Origin of the sequence: Chryseobacterium camelliae (assembly GCF_030818575.1) — a bacterium.
Taxonomy (GTDB): Bacteria; Bacteroidota; Bacteroidia; order Flavobacteriales; family Weeksellaceae; genus Chryseobacterium; species Chryseobacterium camelliae_A.
In genome coordinates this window covers 1555795-1573304 of the sequence record NZ_JAUTAL010000001.1, presented here as the reverse complement: position 1 = coordinate 1573304, position 17510 = coordinate 1555795, and the positions used below count along the sequence as shown (strand labels likewise).

The 17510-nt window shown below is 40.7% G+C and carries 17 protein-coding genes and 1 other RNA gene; 16 read left to right on the top strand and 2 right to left on the bottom strand.

The features are described from left to right. Positions 1–19: 19 nt before the first annotated feature. The 4 genes from QE404_RS07125 (at position 20) to QE404_RS07110 (ending at position 3883) form a co-directional block, all read left to right on the top strand. On the top strand, positions 20–1051 hold the full coding sequence (locus tag QE404_RS07125; RefSeq protein WP_307448500.1) for a tetratricopeptide repeat protein: 1032 nt from the start codon (positions 20–22) through the stop codon (positions 1049–1051). A 147-nt stretch (positions 1052–1198) separates the two neighbouring features. Then, positions 1199–2035 carry a 1,4-dihydroxy-2-naphthoyl-CoA synthase gene (locus QE404_RS07120; protein ID WP_169230680.1) on the top strand — a complete coding sequence of 279 codons (837 nt, stop codon included), beginning with the start codon at positions 1199–1201 and terminating at the stop codon, positions 2033–2035. Between the two features lie 75 nt (positions 2036–2110). Beyond that, the gene (menA, locus tag QE404_RS07115) at positions 2111–3043 is read left to right on the top strand and encodes a 1,4-dihydroxy-2-naphthoate octaprenyltransferase (RefSeq protein WP_307448494.1); all 933 of its coding nucleotides are present in this window, start codon (positions 2111–2113) and stop codon (positions 3041–3043) included. A gap of 153 nt (positions 3044–3196) precedes the next feature. Further along, on the top strand, positions 3197–3883 hold the full coding sequence (locus QE404_RS07110) for a metal-dependent hydrolase (protein WP_307448492.1): 687 nt from the start codon (positions 3197–3199) through the stop codon (positions 3881–3883). A gap of 99 nt (positions 3884–3982) precedes the next feature. Here the strand turns inward: QE404_RS07110 and ffs are convergent. Further along, an RNA gene (gene ffs, locus QE404_RS07105) (signal recognition particle sRNA small type) lies at positions 3983–4080 on the bottom strand. A 131-nt stretch (positions 4081–4211) separates the two neighbouring features. Between ffs and QE404_RS07100 the strand changes: the two genes are divergently transcribed. From QE404_RS07100 to QE404_RS07055, 10 genes are all read left to right on the top strand, one after another. Beyond that, entirely contained in the window at positions 4212–4808 is a 597-nt protein-coding gene (locus tag QE404_RS07100; protein ID WP_307448489.1) for a DUF4199 domain-containing protein, read from the top strand. A 15-nt stretch (positions 4809–4823) separates the two neighbouring features. Then, positions 4824–5774 (top strand): glycosyltransferase family 2 protein, encoded by a 951-nt coding sequence (locus QE404_RS07095; RefSeq protein WP_307448487.1) that lies wholly within the window; start codon positions 4824–4826, stop codon positions 5772–5774. Between the two features lies 1 nt (position 5775). Beyond that, the gene (locus tag QE404_RS07090; protein WP_307448485.1) at positions 5776–6159 is read left to right on the top strand and encodes a hypothetical protein; all 384 of its coding nucleotides are present in this window, start codon (positions 5776–5778) and stop codon (positions 6157–6159) included. 1 nt (position 6160) lies between these two features. Next, positions 6161–6871 carry a GIN domain-containing protein gene (locus QE404_RS07085; protein ID WP_307448483.1) on the top strand — a complete coding sequence of 237 codons (711 nt, stop codon included), beginning with the start codon at positions 6161–6163 and terminating at the stop codon, positions 6869–6871. Positions 6872–6956: 85 nt separating this feature from the next. Then, positions 6957–8672 carry a phospho-sugar mutase gene (locus QE404_RS07080; RefSeq protein ID WP_307448480.1) on the top strand — a complete coding sequence of 572 codons (1716 nt, stop codon included), beginning with the start codon at positions 6957–6959 and terminating at the stop codon, positions 8670–8672. A 94-nt stretch (positions 8673–8766) separates the two neighbouring features. After that, entirely contained in the window at positions 8767–10020 is a 1254-nt protein-coding gene (locus QE404_RS07075; protein ID WP_307448477.1) for a pyridoxal phosphate-dependent aminotransferase, read from the top strand. A gap of 21 nt (positions 10021–10041) precedes the next feature. Further along, on the top strand, positions 10042–10404 hold the full coding sequence (locus QE404_RS07070) for a four helix bundle protein (RefSeq protein WP_307448476.1): 363 nt from the start codon (positions 10042–10044) through the stop codon (positions 10402–10404). 23 nt (positions 10405–10427) lie between these two features. Next, the gene (gene kdsB / locus QE404_RS07065; RefSeq protein WP_307448473.1) at positions 10428–11150 is read left to right on the top strand and encodes a 3-deoxy-manno-octulosonate cytidylyltransferase; all 723 of its coding nucleotides are present in this window, start codon (positions 10428–10430) and stop codon (positions 11148–11150) included. A gap of 114 nt (positions 11151–11264) precedes the next feature. After that, positions 11265–11930: a histidine kinase gene (locus QE404_RS07060; protein WP_307448470.1), complete on the top strand. Its 666-nt coding sequence runs from the start codon at positions 11265–11267 to the stop codon at positions 11928–11930. 10 nt (positions 11931–11940) lie between these two features. Beyond that, complete coding sequence (locus QE404_RS07055) at positions 11941–12516, top strand: glutathione peroxidase (protein WP_307448467.1); 576 nt, start codon at positions 11941–11943, stop codon at positions 12514–12516. A gap of 81 nt (positions 12517–12597) precedes the next feature. Here the strand turns inward: QE404_RS07055 and QE404_RS07050 are convergent, their stop codons facing one another. Beyond that, entirely contained in the window at positions 12598–13269 is a 672-nt protein-coding gene (locus QE404_RS07050; protein WP_307448465.1) for an NAD(P)H-binding protein, read from the bottom strand. A 102-nt stretch (positions 13270–13371) separates the two neighbouring features. On the opposite strand from QE404_RS07050, the gene QE404_RS07045 reads away from it, so the two are divergent. Continuing rightward, on the top strand, positions 13372–13725 hold the full coding sequence (locus QE404_RS07045) for an MmcQ/YjbR family DNA-binding protein (RefSeq protein ID WP_307448462.1): 354 nt from the start codon (positions 13372–13374) through the stop codon (positions 13723–13725). A 12-nt stretch (positions 13726–13737) separates the two neighbouring features. Beyond that, positions 13738–17490, top strand: coding sequence for a DUF3857 domain-containing protein (locus QE404_RS07040; protein WP_307453797.1), 3753 nt, complete (start codon positions 13738–13740; stop codon positions 17488–17490). The last annotated feature ends 20 nt before the right edge of the window (positions 17491–17510 follow it).

The window sequence follows — 17510 nt, the reverse complement described above, 5'->3', positions numbered from 1 at the left end:
TAATTATAAAATAGTGATTATGAAAAAGCTGATTTTAGGAATGGCGATTATAGCATCATCATTTGTTTTTGGACAGAAAGGGGATGTAAATGCCCAGTTACAGGCTGCCAACAAAGAAGCTATGGATGCCTACAATGCTAAAAACTACGCAGGAGCGGCTCCCAAGTTTATGGAAGTTTACAACCTGCTGAAGACTAACGGGCAGGATGATAAAACATATATGTATTACGCGGGACTGAGCTATGCTTTGGCAAATAACTCAGACCAGGCGATCAAAGTATATACTGATCTTATCAACTCCGGATACACAGGTGTTCAGACCACATATACAGCAAAAGATAACAAAACAGGTCAGGTTATGACTTATGACAAGAATACCTGGGACCTGCTTAAGAAAAGCTCCAAGGATTATTCTGATTTTAAGACAGAGCAGACTCCAAGCGTGGAATCTGATTTGTATGAAACACTGTCTACCTTGCTGATCAACGCTAAAAAGAATGATGAAGCACTGGCGATCATTGAAAAAGGACTCGCTAAATTCCCGAATAACACCAAGCTGAAAGAGTATCAGGGATCTGCATTATACGCTTCCGGAAATACGGATAAGTTCATGGCTAACCTTAAGGAGCAGTTGGCTAAAAATCCTAATGATGCCACTAACTGGTATAACCTTGGGGTACTGCAGTCTAAAAATCCTGCTACCGCTGCAGACGCAGAAGCTTCATTCAAAAAAGCAATCGAGCTTAAGCCTGATTTCTCCAATGCCTACCAGAATCTTGTGCTTACTTCCATCGGTGACGATTCAAAAGCAGTAGAGGAGATCAATGCATTAAGAAAAACCAAACCGGATGAAGCTACAAAGCTGATCGAAGCCAGAAAGGCAAGGTTTGATAAAGCCCTTCCTTATGCTGAGAAATGGTATCAGTCCAATCCTGAAAACCTGGATGCCGTATCCATGTTGAAAGACATTTACGGGATTACCAAAAACCAGGCAAAAATGACTGAAATGAAGGCTAAAGAAGCCGCACTTCAGGCCAAACAGCCTAAATAAGAATTCTTTAAAGAAAACCATACGAAACCGGGACGTAACAGTCCCGGTTTTTTGTGTTAAAAAAAGCGCAAATTACCGGTGATAATCCTGCAATTACAATCCCGAAATTCTTTCCAATTCCGTATCTTTGAGAAAAATTTTTAAAAAATGATCGAGTGGAAAACCGCTAAAGAATACGAAGATATTACCTATAAAAAATCCAATGGGGTAGCAAGGATTGCCTTCAACAGACCTGAGGTCAGAAATGCCTTCCGTCCTAAGACCACTTCTGAATTGTACGATGCATTTTATGATGCCTATGAAGACCCTTCTATAGGTGTGGTATTGCTTTCCGGCGAGGGACCGAGCCCAAAAGACGGAGGCTGGGCGTTCTGCAGCGGAGGAGACCAGAAAGCCAGAGGCCATCAGGGATATGTAGGAGAGGACGGCAGGCACCGTCTTAATATTCTCGAAGTTCAGCGTCTGATCCGATTCATGCCCAAAGTGGTGATTGCTGTAGTTCCGGGATGGGCTGTAGGCGGCGGTCACTCGCTTCACGTGGTATGCGACTTGACCTTAGCCAGTGAAGAGCATGCGATTTTCAAACAGACCGATGCGGATGTCACCAGCTTCGACGGCGGTTACGGATCGGCTTACCTTGCTAAGATGGTGGGACAAAAGAAAGCCCGTGAAATTTTCTTCCTGGGAAGGAACTATTCTGCACAGGAAGCCCTTGAAATGGGCATGGTAAATAAAGTAGTTCCCCACGCCGAGTTGGAAGATACTGCTTATGAATGGGCCCAGGAAATCCTGGCTAAATCTCCTACATCCATCAGGATGCTGAAGTTTGCCATGAACCTTACCGATGACGGAATGGTTGGGCAACAGGTATTTGCCGGTGAGGCTACCCGCCTGGCATACATGACGGAAGAAGCAAAAGAAGGAAGAAATGCATTCCTGGAAAAGAGAAAACCAAATTTCGGGGAAGATCAATGGATATCTTAACATGATTGATTAGTGATGAATGATCATTGATAAAAAAATATCATCATCAATTATCAATTATCAATTATCAATTATATGAAGGATTGGATTAAAGCCGCAAGGCTGAGAACACTGCCGCTGTCGTTAAGCGGAATTATTATGGGGTCTTTCATTGCCAAATGGAGGCTGTACGGAGAAGGCGGTACCTGGGACTGGAGGATATTTGCTCTGGCTCTTCTGGTAACCTTATTGTACCAGATTCTGTCCAACTATGCCAATGATTATGGCGACGGAGTAAAAGGAACCGATGCCAAAAGGGTGGTGGAAGCAGAATCGAGAGCAGTAGCTTCAGGAAGGATTACAGCCGGACAAATGAGAAATGCAGTGATCATTTTATCGGTTATTTCATTTCTGGCTACGGTGGCACTCCTGTACATTGCCTTTATCCCAGGGGGATACCTGAATGAATTTTATATATTCATCGGATTGGGAGTGGCCAGTATTCTGGCGGCCATCGGATACACCATCGGAAAGAAACCTTACGGATATATGGGATTGGGAGATGTATTTGTCTTCATCTTTTTCGGGCTTGTTTCGGTATGCGGAAGTTATTTCCTGTTCACCAAGACATTCAGCTGGGACATGCTGCTTCCGGGGACAGCCGTGGGAATGATGAGTATGGCCGTGCTAAACCTGAATAATATGCGCGATATAGAAAGCGACCGCTTATCCGGGAAACACAGCTTTGCCTTAAGAATCGGCTATAAGAATGCCATGATTTATGAAATGGTGCTCTTGCAGCTTCCGCTGATTTTAATGCTGATGTTTTTAGGAGTCAACGGATTCTTTCAGTCCCAGAATTATTACGTATTCATCGTGATGATCCTGCTGCTGCCGATGATGAAGCTCAGAAGGAAAATAATGACCATTAAAGAACCTAAGGAATTAGACCCTTTTCTGAAGCAGGTAGGCATCCTGACGTTTGCGATGGCTTTGCTTACGGCTTTCGGACTTAATTTCTTCAGGTAGATTCTACATTGATTTTACAGAAAAGATTATGCATGGGGATATTCTAACCGTCTTTCATATCGCTCTCATGCTTATTTCTGGCTGGGCGCTTAATGAAATTTTAATCCGGAATCAGTATCCACCGATGCAGTAACTTTTAAATAATAATAAAAAATGAAAATACAATTTTTAGGACAAAGCTGTTTTTTGTTCACGTACAAGGATAAGACCATCCTGGCAGATCCTTTCTACAGCTACAAAAAAGCGGAATCAGGATTTGATATTACCGCACAGAAGATTGATTATATCCTCCTGACACATGCGCACGGAGATCACACCGCAGATGTGGAAGAAGTATTGCAGCACCATCCGCAGGCAGCAGTAATCGGCGTTCCGGAGATCTGTGGCTATTTTAAAAATGCAGCAAACAAAATTGACCTCAATCTTGGAGGTGCAGCAGATATTGACGATCTGAAAATTTCCATGGTGCCGGCACAGCATACCAGTTCATTTTCCGATGGAAGTTATGGCGGCGTACCGGTAGGCTATATTTTCAGGCTTCCTGAAGGTAAAAACATATATCTGGCAGGAGATACCGGAGTTATGGCAGATATGAGCCTTTTCCCGAAGATTTATGGTCATCTTGATGTTTCTGTTCTCCCGATCGGTGGTCATTACACCATGGATGCTGAACTGGCGGCGTTTGCAGCTTCAGAATTGCTTCAGACCCCTAAAGTAATCGGTTGTCATTTTGATACCTTCCCGGCCATTGAAATCAGCCATGAGGCGGCATTGAAGCATTTTGCTGCTAAAAATACAGAGCTTGTTTTACCTGAACTGGGACAGGTGTTCGAATTTTAATACAGAAATAAAAGGTAATTTGAAAATGAAAAAGCTGGATCGTATAGAAACAAAAAAAGATAATTTTCAAATTACCTCTCTTCACTTAGTACCAATAAAAAATGGCAAGCTATCTACATCACACCGCTACGACCAATTACCTTTGCTGCGTTCCCACCCTGGAGGATTCTCAGGAGCTGGTTGTGTAGGACTTGCCGGTGCAAAGATAGGAATAAATTATAAACTTAAAAATATTATTACAGAAAAATACACCTGAAAATAGGCTTTCAAAGCTAAAATGCTGAGATTAAGCGCAATAATTTTTCAGAATTTTTCTAAAACAAAAGACATGACAAAAAGCCCTTCTACATTAGGAATTATACTTTTCGCAGCCACCATGATCATCTTTTTTGTGGTCTATTCTTTTTTCTCAGGTGTTGAGTATTTTGATACTACCCTGAAAGTGAATGCCTTTGTGCTGCCTGTACTGTATGCCGGTACAGCGTTCTGGTCTGTGAAATCCTATTGGAATAATCACAGGACGGTAAGTTTCAAGGAAGCATTCAAAAGGGCTTTCGTTCCGATGTTTATCGGAGGCATCCTTTCCATCGTCAGTATTTATGCATATCTGAATTTCGCGGATCCCGATGCAAAAAAACTTTTGAACTACCAATATGTGCAAAGGCAGAAATCGGAACTTGACAAAGAATATACGTCTGCCCGTAAGATCCTGAAGCACCAGAAAGACATTGATGAGCTGGACCAGAAATACAAAGAAAGGGTTCAGAGTTTTTCACCGGATGCCGTGAAAGGAAAAGATATGCTTACGGCGAGTCATTTTTCCGGATATTTTGCCGCAATACTGATATTTTACGTAGTTTTGTCATTGTTTTTCGGAGCATTTTTCAGAACGAGAACCGTGTACCAGGAAAACACTCAAGAATAAATGTATTACCATTCAATGAATTTATCCATCATTATTCCGCTGCTGAATGAGGAAGCTTCCCTGGAAGAACTTTTTTCCAGGATCGATACTGTGTGCAGAGCCAGTCAGTTAACCTATGAAATATGGTTTGTAGATGACGGGAGCACAGACCTGTCGTGGAATATTATTGAAAACCTTAAAATACAGCATCCGCAGATCCATGGCATAAAATTTTCCAGGAATTATGGGAAATCACAGGCCCTGCATGCCGCTTTTGCCCGCGCCAACGGAGAAGTGGTGATTACCATGGATGCCGATCTTCAGGATTTTCCCGAAGAAATTCCCGAGCTCTATGCTATGGTGGTACAGGATAACTATGATATTGTTTCCGGATGGAAGAAAAAACGTTATGACAATGTCATGACGAAAAATATCCCGTCCAAACTTTTTAATGCGGCGGCGAGAAAAGTATCCGGTGTCCACCTTCACGATTTCAATTGCGGGCTGAAAGCCTACAAGAAACAGGTAGTAAAATCCATAGACGTCTATGGCGACATGCACCGTTACATTCCAGTACTGGCTGCCAATGCAGGATTCAGGAGGATTACCGAAAAAGAGGTTCAGCATCAGGCAAGGCCATACGGAACATCCAAGTTCGGAACAGAAAGGTTCATCAGGGGATTCCTAGATCTTGTAACCCTGTGGTTTGTCAGCCGGTTTGGAGGCAGGCCGATGCATTTTTTCGGTGCCGTAGGAACGATTATGTTTATCGTTGGGTTTCTGTCTGCATTATGGCTGGGGATATCCAAGCTGATTGATGTAGCCAGAGGGATTTACGGACACCTGATTACCAATAATCCATGGTTCTTCATCGCTTTAACAATGATGATCATGGGAACATTGCTCTTTATTGCCGGTTTCCTCGGGGAAATGATCATCAGGACCAACAGAGAGCATAAAAACTATAATATTGATGAAGTAATCTAAGATGGAGCACAACAGACCAAGAATATATTCCAAACAGGCCATCATCGGATTTTCTGTATTTTTCTCTACAATTTTTGGTGGGGTTTTATTATTCCTGAATCTTAGACAGGCTAAAAAAAACAGAGAATCATACATTGTCCTGGCTGTTTCTGCATTGGCGACCATCATTACGATTCTAATCGGTAACCTACAGGAAAATCCGAGAAGCACATATGCCTATTTTTGCGGGTTCGCGGGAGGATGCTTACTGGCTTACTACTTCTTTCCGAAATATTTTCCGGATGAAACGCAGTATGATAAAAAACCTATCTGGAAGCCATTGATTATCGGCATTGTATTGACTGCGATTTTTGTAGCAGTTTTAATTTATTCTACTATTCACTAACATGACTAAAAGATATTTTTATATACTCCTTACCGTATTTTTATGCATTATTTCCTGTGGTAAAATGTCACCGGAAGGAAATATTACGAAGAAAGATATTAATGTAGCCGATTTTAACAATATCAGCCTGGAAGGGAAATTCCGCGTGTTCTATGCCAGAGGACCGAAAAATTTTGTGGAAATAGAAACCTATCCGAATATTGCCGGTAACCTGGATGTTGATGTTGACAATAAAACGCTTTCGATCAAAGAAAAGAGAGGTGTAAAAGGAGTAGACTTCTACAATGTGACGGTGTACTCAAAATACAGCCCGGCACAGATCAGCATTTCAGATTCCGTAGAGATGAACATTTCCAGCGAAATCAAAACCGATAATTTTAAGCTCAGCCTTAAAAACAACGCCATTTTCATGGGTTCTATCAATACCAGGAAAGCAGAAGTGGAGATGATGAATAAAAGCAGGGCCAATTTCCTGGGGCAGACCAAAGATGCGGTGATTAAAATTTCAGATACGGCAAGCCTTATTGCTCCTTACTGGAAAATAGATAACCTCAAGCTGGATTCCAAAAACGGAAATTATGCAGAACTCAATGTGAAAGATTCATTATCCGGAAATATTCAGAATACGGCAAAGCTATTGTATTATAATGAGCCGATCAAAGCATTCAAGGCAGACAAGACAGCACGTATCGAGCGTAAAGTACTGAACTGATTTTATTCAGTGTTGCTTGAGATCTTAATAATGATACCATTTGATTTTAAATTCATATCAATTACAAACGACTACAAAATATAATATGACAACATTAGAAAAAGCACAACTTTGGTTGAACGAATCATTCGATGAAGAAACAAGAAAAGCCGTTCAGCTTTTGATTGAAGGCAATTCCCCGGATCTGGAAGACTCCTTTTATAGGGAACTGGAATTCGGAACAGGAGGGATGCGTGGGATCATGGGTGTAGGAACCAATCGTTTAAATAAGTATACGTTAGGTCAAGCTACACAGGGACTTGCGAACTATATGTTAAAGCAATTTCCCAATGAAGAAATTAAAGTTGCTATCGCCTATGACGTACGCAACAATTCCAAAGAATTCGGAAAGCTGGTGGCTGATGTTTTAACGGCCAACGGAATAAAAGTACTTCTTTTCAAAGATCACAGGCCGACGCCGGAACTTTCTTTTACCGTACGTGACAGGAAATGCAACGGAGGGATTGTCCTTACCGCTTCCCATAATCCACCAGAATACAATGGCTATAAAGTTTATTGGAATGATGGGGCACAGATTGTTCCGCCGCATGATGAAGCCATTATCAGCGAAGTATATTCTGTAAAATTTGATGAAATCAAATTCAATGGCAACGATGACCTGATCGAATGGATCGGCGAAGAGCAGGATGATGTGTATATCGATGCATGTATCGAAAATTCCACCTATCAGAATGTTGGCAAAGAAAATTTGAACATTGTTTTCACATCCATCCATGGAACTACCTACACCACCGTTCCGAAAGCGCTGAAAAAAGCAGGATTCAAAAAAATAGATCTGGTAACCGAGCAGATGATCCCAAGCGGAAATTTCCCAACAGTGGAGTCTCCGAATCCGGAAGAGCCTGCTGCCCTGGAAATGGCGATGGATTTGGCTAAAATCACCAATGCAGATATTGTAATCGGTACCGATCCGGACGGGGACCGTCTCGGAATTGCCGTAAGGAACCTTGATGGTGAGATGCAGCTGCTGAATGGCAATCAGACCAATGCTATCCTTACTTATTACATCCTTAATGAGTGGAGAAAGCAGGATAAAATTACCGGAAAAGAATTTATCGGTTCTACCATCGTTACTTCCGATATATTCTTTGATATCGCCCAGAAATTCGGAGTTGGCTGTAAAGTAGGCCTTACCGGATTCAAGTGGATAGGGAAAATGATCCGGGATTTTGAAGGCAAAGAAAAATTTATCTGCGGAGGCGAAGAAAGCTTCGGTTTTATGACCGGTGATTTCGTAAGGGATAAAGATTCATGCGGTAGCATCATCCTGGCCTGTGAAATTGCAGCATGGTGCAAAGCCAACGGAAGGACCATGTATCAGTACCTGATCGAGATCTATCAGGAGACGGGAATGTATTATGAAGCATTGGTTAACTTGGTTAGGAAAGGAAAAGAAGGTGCTGAAGAAATCCAGAATATGATGAAAAACTTCAGAGAAAACCCTCCGAAGGAACTTGCCGGTTCACCTGTAGATGAAGTAAAGGATTTTAAAGAACAGACCAGCTTCCTCATCTCTAAAGGAGAGCGCAAAGCAATACTGGATATCCCTAAATCCAATGTGCTGATCTATTATACTCAGGACGGAACGAAAGTATGCGTAAGGCCTTCCGGAACCGAGCCTAAAATTAAATTCTATATTTCTGTCAAGGAAGACCTGACTTCCGAAGCTGAGTTTGAAGATACCCTTCAGGCCCTCGAAGAAAAAGTAGAGCAGGTAAAAAGAGACCTGCAATTAACATAAAAATGTACCGGTGTGGCCGTTTAATGATATACCAATGATTGTTGAACGGTTATACTGTTAGATTGTTACATTAATAACATTAAATAAAAATAAAGTGAAAGTTTCAAAATTAGCGGCGAACCTGATTGGTTCTGAAATTGTAAAAATTGGTAATGAAGTCAATGATTTGAAGGCAAAAGGTGCTGAAATTGCCAACCTTACCATTGGAGACCTGAATTCTAACATCTATCCGATACCGGCAAAACTGAAAGAAGAAATTCAGAAAGCCTATCAGAATAACCTGACGAATTATCCGCCGGCTAACGGACTTTTATCTTTAAGAAAAGAGGTTTCCAAAGACCTTAAAACCAGATGGAACCTGGATTATGCTCCTAATGACATTCTTATCACAGCGGGTTCGAGGCCGTTGATTTATGCCGTATACAAAACTATTGTGGATGAAGGGGATAAAGTAGTATATCCTATACCTTCATGGAACAATAACCATTATGCATACCTTACCTCTGCAGATGCTGTAGAAGTGAAGACTACGCCTGAGAATAATTTCCTTCCTACTGCTGCCGATCTTAAGCCGCATCTGGATGGCGCTGTACTGGTAGCACTTTGCTCTCCGCTGAATCCTACCGGAACAATGTTCACCAGGGAACAGCTTTCTGAGATCTGCGAACTGATTCTGGCCGAAAACCAGAAAAGAACCGAAGATGAAAAACCGCTTTACCTGATGTATGACCAGATCTACTCTAACCTGACTTTCGGAGCAGAACACGTAGATCCTGTTTCTCTTTTCCCTGAAATGAAAAACTACACCATCTACATCGATGGTATTTCCAAATGCCTTGCTGCAACTGGAGTACGAGTAGGATGGGGATTTGGCCCGGCGCATGTTATTGATAAAATGAAAGCACTCCTTACGCACGTAGGTGCATGGGCACCAAAGCCTGAGCAGGAAGCAACAGCCAAATATTATGAAAATCCTGAAGAAGTAAATGCTTTTGTAGAAGATTTCAAAGGAAAACTGGAAGAGAGCCTGAAAGTTCTTCACGGCGGAATTCAGAACCTGAAAAGTAAAGGGCTTGCCGTAGACAGCATTCAACCAATGGGAGCGTTGTACCTCACGATTAAACTTGATTATATTGGGAAAACAAAACCTGACGGAACAGTTATTGAAAATTCTTCAGACCTGGTTTTCTACTTAATCAATGAGGCTGGAGTTGCCCTGGTGCCATTCTCTGCCTTCGGGGAAGAAAAATCTGAGCCTTGGTTCCGTGCTTCCGTAGGAGGACTGGCCACCGAAGAGATTTCAGCGATGATGCCGAAGCTTGAAAGTAGTTTGAATAATCTTAAATAAGTTAGTTATAAGTTATGAGTTATGGCTGAGAGCGTTATTGGGAAAAAGAGTTTTGATTTTGCTGTAAACATCATCAATTTTTATAAAAGATTCAGTTCTGAAAAGAAAGAATTTATACTTTCCAAACAGATTCTGCGGTCCGGGACTTCTGTAGGTGCAAATATTAGAGAAGCCTTAAATGCTCAGAGCACAATGGATTTTATTCATAAATTGTCTATCTCTCAAAAAGAATGTGATGAAACTATTTATTGGCTTGAACTCTTATCCGCTACCGATTATATTTCAAAAGAGGAATTTGAAAGTTTGAAGGCTCCGGCTACAGAAATCTTAAAAATGATCAGAAGCATTATTATAACGACCAAAAACAAGACTCATAACTCATAACTTTTAACTCATCACTATACGAAATGAAAATCATCGCTGTAATTCCTGCACGGTACGAAGCCAGCCGTTTTCCGGCCAAGCTGATGCAGACCTTAGGAGATAAAACTGTTATTGCCACAACCTATCAGAATGTGGTAGAGACCGGTTTGTTTGAAGAAGTTTTTGTAGCTACGGATTCGGAAATCATCTTCAATGAGATTGTAGGTAACGGTGGAAAAGCGGTAATGACCGGACAGCATGAAACTGGCAGTGACCGCATTGCTGAAGCCGTTCAGCACATAGACTGTGATATTGTCATCAATGTACAGGGCGATGAGCCGTTTCTGAAACTGGAACCTTTACGGCAGCTGATCGAAGTTTTCAGAGAAGATCATAACCAGGAGATCTCCCTGGCTTCCCTGAAGATCAGGCTTAGTGAAAAAGAAGAGATTGAAAACCCGAATAATGTGAAAGTAATCACCGACAATAATGGGTTTGCGTTGTATTTCAGCCGCTCTGTCATCCCGTTTCACCGGGAAACATCTTATGAGGTGAGCTATTTTAAACATATTGGTGTATACGCTTTCAGGAAGCATGCGCTCATTCAGTTTTCTAGCTTGGAAATGAAGCCGCTGGAAATAGCTGAAAAGATAGAATGCATCCGCTACCTTGAATACGGAATGAAAATCAAGATGATTGAAACCAATTTTATCGGAGTGGGCATCGATACGCCGGAAGATCTGGAGAAAGCCAGAAAATTAATTTGAAAACTTGAAAGGGAAACGATTTGAATAGACCAGACAAGCGTTACATTTTCAAATGATCCGATTAATAAATTTTCAAATTAAAAAGCATTATATTTGAACTTATAAAAAGAATTAATGAAGAAATTACTGTTGGCATTTATTCTGGTTTGTTCCCAGTGGTGTATGGCTCAGACGGCAAAGGAGATTATTGATAAAAACATCGAACTGTCCGGAGGGCTCACAAACTGGAAGCTTCTAAATTCAGTACTGCTTCAGGGTAAGGTCATTTTGGGTATCAAGGATGAGTATCCGATCAAAATCTACCAGGAACGTCCCAATCTCACCAAGACGGTGATTACCATCGGTAATAAAGAGACGGCAATTGAGGGATATGACGGTACGAAGGGATACGCTATGAACTACGCAGCCAATAAACTGCAGGAGTATGCGGAATATGTCCCGGAAAGTTTTGACAATGATTTTATCGACTGGGAAAATAAGGGCTTTACTGCAAGATACCTCGGTAAAGAAAAGATCGGAAATATGTACTGTCACAAAGTTGAGTTGACTAAGAATGTCAACAAGAATATATATTATTTTGACACCAAAACATATATGTTGCTGAGGGAAATTAAGAAAGATGAAACCCTGGACTATTCCGATTACAAAAAAGTGGGTAATCTGATGATGCCGTTCAGGATAGAATCTTCCAGTACAAAGAAAGATGGGGATTACGTGATGCTGATCAACAGAATAGATACGAATAAGGTATTTCCGGCGAATACTTTCAAATTTAAATAATACCGTTATCATGAAAAAAATTTTTTTACTGCTGCTTTCTTTCATGGCGTTCTTCAACAGCTGTGCCCAGAAGAAAAGTGAAGCATCCAAAACAAAAACCAAAGCGCTTATGGGAAAAACCATTTATGACTACAAAGTAGAAAGCCTGGATGGGAAAGAAATCAACTTTGCAGATTTCAAAGGGAAAAAGATCCTTGTGGTGAATACGGCATCCCAATGCGGGTTTACGCCCCAGTATGCTGATCTTGAGAAACTCTACGAAGAATACAAAGACAAACTCGTCATTGTTGGGTTTCCTGCCAATAACTTTGGAGGACAGGAACCGGGAACCAATACGGAAATCGGTGCTTTCTGCCAGAAAAATTATGGGGTAACGTTCCCGATGGCTGCCAAAGTTTCCGTAAAAGGAGATGATACTGCACCGATCTTCAAGTATCTCACTGAAAAGGAACTGAACGGTGTGAAGAATACCACCATCCTTTGGAATTTTACCAAATTCCTGATTGACGAAAACGGTAAGTTAATTGATTCTTTCGTAAGTACTACAAAGCCTACCGACGAAGCAATTACGAAATATCTGAAATAGATCATTCAATCTAACAATGTAACAGTGTAACAATATAACAATGCCAAGATTGGTAAATTATTACACTGTTACATTACTACATTATTTCATTGTTGCATTATTATTAGCTTTTTCTGCAAAACCAAAAATATTCCCCAGCTTGATACTGGAGTATCCATTGCTTTTTATTTTCGAGGAATTGATCATGGCTTTGGCCAATACTTCAGTTGGCAATGGCTTCTGGCTTTCCAGAAGGCCCAGCTTATTGGCAAACTTAATAATGCGGCTTCCCAGGACTTCTCCTGTTCGGTCTGAATCTTTTCTTTCGAGCATACCGGGTTTAAAAACAGTGATTTTATTGAAATGCAGCCTTTTTACAGCCTCCTCAAGCTCTCCTTTCATCCTGGAATAAAATATTTTCGATTTTGGATTGGCTCCATAGGCTGAAACAAGCACATAATCTTCTACATTATTTTCCCGCGCTGCTTTGGCAAACTGATACTGATAGTCGTAATCCACTTTATGCTGTGCTTCTTTGCTACCGGCTGCTTTAAGCGTAGTGCCGAGGCATGAAAATGCTACATCACCGGTTACGAGAGACTTCCATTGCTCAGGAGCATCAAAATCAATAACGTGTGCGGTAAGCTTCGGATGCCGGATATCAACGGGCTTTCTCACAAAAATATCAACACGGTCAAAATCATGATCGTGCAGCAACTGCTTTACCAGATCTTTTCCTGTGGCGCCTGTAGCGCCAATAACCAGAGCTTTCATATCATTTAGTGGTTGGGTGTGAAAATTAATCTCAAATTGATTACTTCAATTTACAAAATTTTAATAATATTGAGGTTTTAATTTTCAAACTAATTCATTGAAATGGACACTAATGAAATTCTGGATTACTGCCTGGCCAAAAAAGGTGTCACAGAAAGCTTTCCCTTCGATAATGAAACCCTTGTCTTAAAAGTTGGCGATAAGATGTTTCTCCTGATGCCCTTAGAAAGAATTCCATTGCAGATCAATGTAAAAACCGATCCGGAATGGAGTGCCGAGCTTCGGGAGCAATATCCGCAGATCAACGGAGCGTTTCACATGAATAAAACGCACTGGAACTCCGTACAGGTAGATGGCCTGAAACGGGATCTTATCCTAAAGCTTATCGACCAGTCCTATGATCTGGTTTTCAGATCCCTGACCAGGAAAATACAAAATATAATAACTAATGCATAATTATAAAAATACATGAGGAAAATCTTTATTTCTGCGGTCTACTTCTTATCCGTCAGTGCATTTGCACAGTCAAAAGAACAGTCCAAAACCTGGGAACTGCTCCTGAACAATAACAGAGGGGAAGCCAGAGCCTATTATGACAAAAATCTGAAAGAACATAAAACAAAGGATTTTGAAAATCTGTTTCTTGACGCTATGATCGATGAAGAAATGGGACAAATGATTTTTGATGATACATTCATCAGGCGATTTTCAGAATTCAATCTGGACGAATCTTATTTATATCCGATTTTCAAAAAATCCTTTATGCTTTCCGATTATGAAACGGAAGGACTGGATGATAATTCGTATAAAAAAATAGATTTCCTGGCACAGCATCCGGTGTACGGCAACAATCTTTCTGTAATTGAATATAAAGCCACCTTAGACAGAATCAGGAATAATCCTAAGAGCGCGGATGAATATTTATCCAAAATAAAACGCATTGATCACTGGCAGTTTGCAGGAGTTTTTGAAAACCTTAACGGAAGCGGGCTTTATAATGAATATGAGCCGGAAAATCATGCTAACAGCGACCGTTTGTTTAATGCGAACAGTCTTGGAAACGTAGGCTGGTACAACAGGAAGTTTCCGTCAAACGACGGTTTTGAGTTTTTCATGAATGAGACAGAATACGGGAGAGGCATTATGTATGCACAGAGTTTCATTGAGAATCCGGCAGAAAGGAAAATGATATTCGAGGTGGAGATCAACACCGAATTCAGGTTGTTTTTGAATGATGCAGAAGTTCTTTCAAGCACAACAGATGGCTATTCTAATCTGGGCGCTCATATGGTGGAAGTCACTTTACCGAAGGGGATGAACAGGCTCCTGCTGAAGTTTGACGTAAAAGAATCAAAAAATGCCTTTATGGTGGTTCCTTTTGATACCAATTTACAGAGGATATCCGATCTTAAATATTTCGACACATATAAAGACTACCAGAAAAGCTCCCCGGCACAGCTGCAGGCAAAAGAGCTTCCCCTGAAATTTGAACGGTTGCTGAAAGAAAAAGTATCTCAGAATCCGGACAGCTTTTTTTATAAATATCTACTGGCTTCCGGCTATCTTAATAACCATCAGAACGACCAGGCAAAAGAAATCATAGATCAGATGCTGAAATCATATCCGAAATCTTCTGTGGTGCAGGGACTTTTGGCTTCTTATTATACCAATATCGATGACAAGGAAAAAATAAATGAGGTCTTCAAGAATGTTGAAATCAATGATTCTGAATATTTTGTTGTCCCGATCATGAAAATCGGAGACAGTGAAAAATTTAATCATATGTCTATTCAGGAACTGGAAAAATACAGGGACATCCTAAAGAAAACCAAGGCCAAACCTATGGCCAGCTTCTTTGATATGGCAATTGCACTGAGAAACAGGAATATGGATGAGGCTAAGATACATATTGCCGACCTGAAAAAAAACTTTGCCAATAATGAAAAGTTCTTCAGTATTTTCACACTTATGGAAGACATGGACAAAAAGGACCAGACTTCCACAATTAAAAAATTTGAAGACGTGTATGCGGTTAAGAGCAGCCCTGAAGTAATGAATTATCTTTTCAGCCTGTATAAGAAATCAAACAGGGTGGAAGACCAGAAAAAAATCCTCCGGAAATATATAGAAATCTATCCTTCAATTAATACCTTCAGGACACAGTACATTGATCTTCTTGAAGATGACGTTCAAAATTCCGAATATGGGAAGGAACTTGAAGACGCCTTGGCCAATTTTCCATATTCTTACTCACTTCTTGCCACAAAGGCTGACTATCTTGCAAAAATGAACAAAAAGACAGAGGCTGTACAGTTTGCTAAGCTTTCTCTGTCCCATAATACGCAAAATGAACAGATGCACAAACTCATCCGTGATCTTGACCAGACACAGGATGAGATTGATAAAGCAGGCATCAAAGATCTGTATAAGCTGGTAAAAGAACGCAGGAATACGACTGCAAAAGGCAAGAGGGGAGTGACCACACTGCTGGATGAATATATTGTAAATGTTTATCCGGAAGGAGGATTTAAGAAAAGGAGCACCTATGCTTATGAAATCACTTCAGAAAACGGTATTGAGGAATTGAAGGAATATGCAATCAATTACGATGACGACATCATAAAAGCTGAAATTGTAAAGCCGAACGGAAGCATTATTCCCGGAGAAAAATCTGAAGACCAGATCGTCTTTACCAATCTTGCAGTAGGCGATGCGATTGTAATCCAGAAAGAAAGCCTGGAGAGAAATAGCGGCAGGTTTTACAAAGATTTCAATCTCTGTTCTTATTTCAATTCAGAATATCCTGTGGTAGAATCCACTTTTACCGTAATTACTCCGGAAAACCTCAGTTACCAGGTAAAAAGCAATACCAGGGAAGTCCCATCCACAAAGAAGATCATGGGTGGTAAACTATACCAGACCTGGAAGCTGGATCACCTGGATGAAATAGACCTTGATGAATATTTCGGACCGAGTTTCTATGACGCCACCATTTCTGTAACCGCAAATTCGATCAGGACATGGCAGGAGATAGCTAACTGGTATGCAGACCTCACAAGAAAAAGTCTGGTTACGGATAAAGTGGTAGAGAAGGCATTTAAAGAAATTTTTCCTGCCGGTATTTCGGGAATGAGTGATACTGAAAAGGCTGAAAAGATTTACAATTATATTGAAAAGAATATTACCTACAGTTCAGTAGATTTTCGGCAAAGCGGTTATATACCGCAAAAACCGTCAAAAACGCTCAGTACCAAACTGGGCGACTGTAAAGATCTTTCTGCTTTATTCGTAATCCTCGGTAACCAGGCGGGTTTACAGTCTAATTTAGTATTAGTACAGACCAATGATAATTCGGCACAGCGACTGATTTTACCGAATCTAAGCTTTAATCACTGTATTGTTAAGACAAACCTGAATGGCAAAGAAACATTCCTGGAGATGACGAATAAGTTCCTTCCGTTTAATTCTGTGGTCAAAGCAAACTACAGGGCAAAAGCACTCGTTATTTATACCGATAAGAATGCGGCGGGAACTGCCGGCCTCATTGAGATTCCGGCAGATAACAATACCAGGTCGCTGTTCAAGACAGTGAGTGAAGTCAATGTAAGTGGTGATAGCCAGAATTTCATTACCAAACAGTACCTGACAGCGGAATCCAAAAGCTTTTATAACGATTTCTTCCAGGATTCCCAGACCGATGATTCACGTAAGAAGAGCATAGAGGAAGAATTCGGCTCGCTTCTGGATAAGGTCATCAGTGTGAAGACGGTTAAGCTGATTGACGGAAAGGATCTTACTGCCAAACCGCTTTCTTATGAGGTGCAGTTCAGCATCAACGATAAACCACAGTCCGTGGGAAGCCTGAAGATCATGAAAGTACCCTTTATGACCAAGCCTTTCACAAAGGAAGTGGTGGCTACGGAAAACAGAAAGACAGATATCCTGTATACGAAATATGAAAAGCAGAATAAATATACAGAAGAAATTTACCTGAATATTCCCGACGCCATGAAGTTTGTGGAAATCCCTGAGAATAAAACCCTGGTGTACCAGAATTTCACCTATTCGGTTAATTATGAACTGCAGAAAAATAACAGGTTAAAAATCACCAGAACAGCAGATACTCCTTGGAATAATATTAAAGCAAGCCAATATCCTGAGTTTAAAAAATTTGTGGAAGAGGCTATTAATGCAGAAAATCAGATATTAGGTTATAAGTAATCAAAAAAGCTTGCAGATCA

Excerpts from the sequence above, each read along its gene's own strand:
- QE404_RS07125 (WP_307448500.1), top strand. The coding sequence starts at position 20 with ATGAAAAAGCTGATTTTAGGAATGGCGATTATAGCATCATCATTTGTT.
- QE404_RS07120 (WP_169230680.1), top strand. The coding sequence starts at position 1,199 with ATGATCGAGTGGAAAACCGCTAAAGAATACGAAGATATTACCTATAAA.
- QE404_RS07110 (WP_307448492.1), top strand. The coding sequence starts at position 3,197 with ATGAAAATACAATTTTTAGGACAAAGCTGTTTTTTGTTCACGTACAAG.
- QE404_RS07090 (WP_307448485.1), top strand. The coding sequence starts at position 5,776 with ATGGAGCACAACAGACCAAGAATATATTCCAAACAGGCCATCATCGGA.
- QE404_RS07060 (WP_307448470.1), top strand. The coding sequence starts at position 11,265 with ATGAAGAAATTACTGTTGGCATTTATTCTGGTTTGTTCCCAGTGGTGT.
- QE404_RS07055 (WP_307448467.1), top strand. The coding sequence starts at position 11,941 with ATGAAAAAAATTTTTTTACTGCTGCTTTCTTTCATGGCGTTCTTCAAC.
- QE404_RS07085 (WP_307448483.1), top strand. The coding sequence starts at position 6,161 with ATGACTAAAAGATATTTTTATATACTCCTTACCGTATTTTTATGCATT.
- QE404_RS07050 (WP_307448465.1), bottom strand. The coding sequence starts at position 13,269 with ATGAAAGCTCTGGTTATTGGCGCTACAGGCGCCACAGGAAAAGATCTG.
- menA (WP_307448494.1), top strand. The coding sequence starts at position 2,111 with ATGAAGGATTGGATTAAAGCCGCAAGGCTGAGAACACTGCCGCTGTCG.
- QE404_RS07095 (WP_307448487.1), top strand. The coding sequence starts at position 4,824 with ATGAATTTATCCATCATTATTCCGCTGCTGAATGAGGAAGCTTCCCTG.
- QE404_RS07070 (WP_307448476.1), top strand. The coding sequence starts at position 10,042 with ATGGCTGAGAGCGTTATTGGGAAAAAGAGTTTTGATTTTGCTGTAAAC.
- QE404_RS07080 (WP_307448480.1), top strand. The coding sequence starts at position 6,957 with ATGACAACATTAGAAAAAGCACAACTTTGGTTGAACGAATCATTCGAT.
- kdsB (WP_307448473.1), top strand. The coding sequence starts at position 10,428 with ATGAAAATCATCGCTGTAATTCCTGCACGGTACGAAGCCAGCCGTTTT.
- QE404_RS07040 (WP_307453797.1), top strand. The coding sequence starts at position 13,738 with ATGAGGAAAATCTTTATTTCTGCGGTCTACTTCTTATCCGTCAGTGCA.
- QE404_RS07045 (WP_307448462.1), top strand. The coding sequence starts at position 13,372 with ATGGACACTAATGAAATTCTGGATTACTGCCTGGCCAAAAAAGGTGTC.
- QE404_RS07100 (WP_307448489.1), top strand. The coding sequence starts at position 4,212 with ATGACAAAAAGCCCTTCTACATTAGGAATTATACTTTTCGCAGCCACC.